The organism is Nostoc sp. UIC 10607, assembly GCF_047228265.1.
Classification (GTDB): domain Bacteria; phylum Cyanobacteriota; class Cyanobacteriia; order Cyanobacteriales; family Nostocaceae; genus Nostoc; species Nostoc foliaceum_A.
This window is the reverse complement of the sequence record NZ_JBIQNW010000178.1, coordinates 1-1,621: the sequence shown is the minus strand read 5'-3', so window position 1 is coordinate 1,621 and position 1,621 is coordinate 1. Positions and strand designations below refer to the sequence as shown.

The window sequence follows — 1,621 nt, the reverse complement described above, 5'->3', positions numbered from 1 at the left end:
CATCGGTGAGAGGTTAGAGGGATTGCACTTTTGTCAAGAGGGTGCAGGAAAAGGGGATAAATCCAGCTTGGAGACTGGTTTTCGCAGCGCTTTAACAACTCCTAAATCTTGATTCTCTTTTGCAGCGAAGTACTTAATAGGGTCATCCGCCTTACCTTTGTCATAGGCAACACTAAAATGGTACAAACCACGAAATATCATCTCCAAAGAAATGCGGTCAAATGGTAAAGCTAATTCATCAGCTACCGCGTCCCCAAAATCAACTAAAACAGCATAAAATAACCAAGTTGCCCAAACTTGTAGCTTGATACCATTAATAGAACCAGTCCATAAATAAGACAGTCCCAATAAACGTTTAACCACGTAAAAAGCCTCTTCAATTCTCCATCTTCGTCGATATAAATCAGCGACGATGTAAGGAGGTAATATTTGTGGGTCGAGAACAGAAGTAATATAAGAATAGCTAGTTTTACCAACCTTTATCTCGATTAAACGTAAAGTCAGTACTGGTGCGCCACGACGAGTAGTACCAAGTTGAATCAATCGGTCTTTAAGTAAATGATCATAGCTAAAAATTTTTAAGTATTTAATAGATGCTTTGGCTTTTAAACGAGTAATAAAATGGACTTCTTGATTAATAAGTTGTTGTAAAAACTGGAAATGATAGAAACCTCTGTCGAGTAAAATTAAAGTCTTAGCAGTCACCAAATTGAGTACCGCAGCTTCAAAATTGGTGTCTGAAGCTGCCGGATTAGTGTGAAACCAAACTTCAACGGGTAAACGAGTAACTAAATCAATAACTGTACAAATTTTACCTGCAAGTTGCCCTGTTTTCATGTCTTCCAAGCTTTTTAGCTTCCGAAATAGAGCCTCCAATGTAGACCCATCAGCTATCCATATTCGTTCAAAATTATCAAGTGAAAACTTCACACTATCTGGCAATGGCCGCCTGAATCTTTGCTGCCAATTAAATTGCAATTTAGGCAATAAATCTTTAAACGTCCGCTCAAATAATTCCGAAGGGAATACTAAAAATCTTTCTGACAAAGACTGTTGAGCAACTTTAGTAACAGGACACCATAATAAACCTTCTCGTGCTAACAGACGATTCAACTCTTGAACGCCAGGAACTTGTCGCCACAACAGTGTTAGTACTGCTGCTACCATTAAAGATAAATTGAGAACTCTGTCTCGTAATCCTAACTGTTTATAATATTTTTGTTGGGCAAAAACTGCTGGGGTTAATAAAGCTTCTAAGTGTTTAGCTATCGCTTCATTATCTATAGTAGGAGTATGATGTCGGTGTGGGTGGTCAGAGTTTTGTTTTGGTCGCTTGGGCATGGCGGTAAACCAAATTTTTCATTACCTCATTTAATAATTGAATTTACCTAAGAATTAAGCCCAGTTTTGACAAAGTTATTCTCTCGTTACAATACCTTTTGATATCTTATTTAAGTTGTCAAAGATATTAAAAATAATGATAATCAAATAGAGGGGGAAGGAGGCGAGCGTCGCTCGCCTCCTTCCCCCTCTCCCCCGCACGATTATCATTTTCAATAAGACTATTTTGAGTATTTTAACTGGTTGACAAAATGCACTTTATCTTAACCTCTCACGGATG

The 1,621-nt window shown here is 37.9% G+C and carries 1 pseudogene; it reads right to left on the bottom strand.

The annotated features are described in order from the left end of the window. Positions 1-45: 45 nt before the first annotated feature. Positions 46-1,341, bottom strand: a pseudogene (locus ACEYW6_RS36180) (IS4 family transposase); the annotation flags it as partial. Between the last annotated feature and the right edge of the window lie 280 nt (positions 1,342-1,621).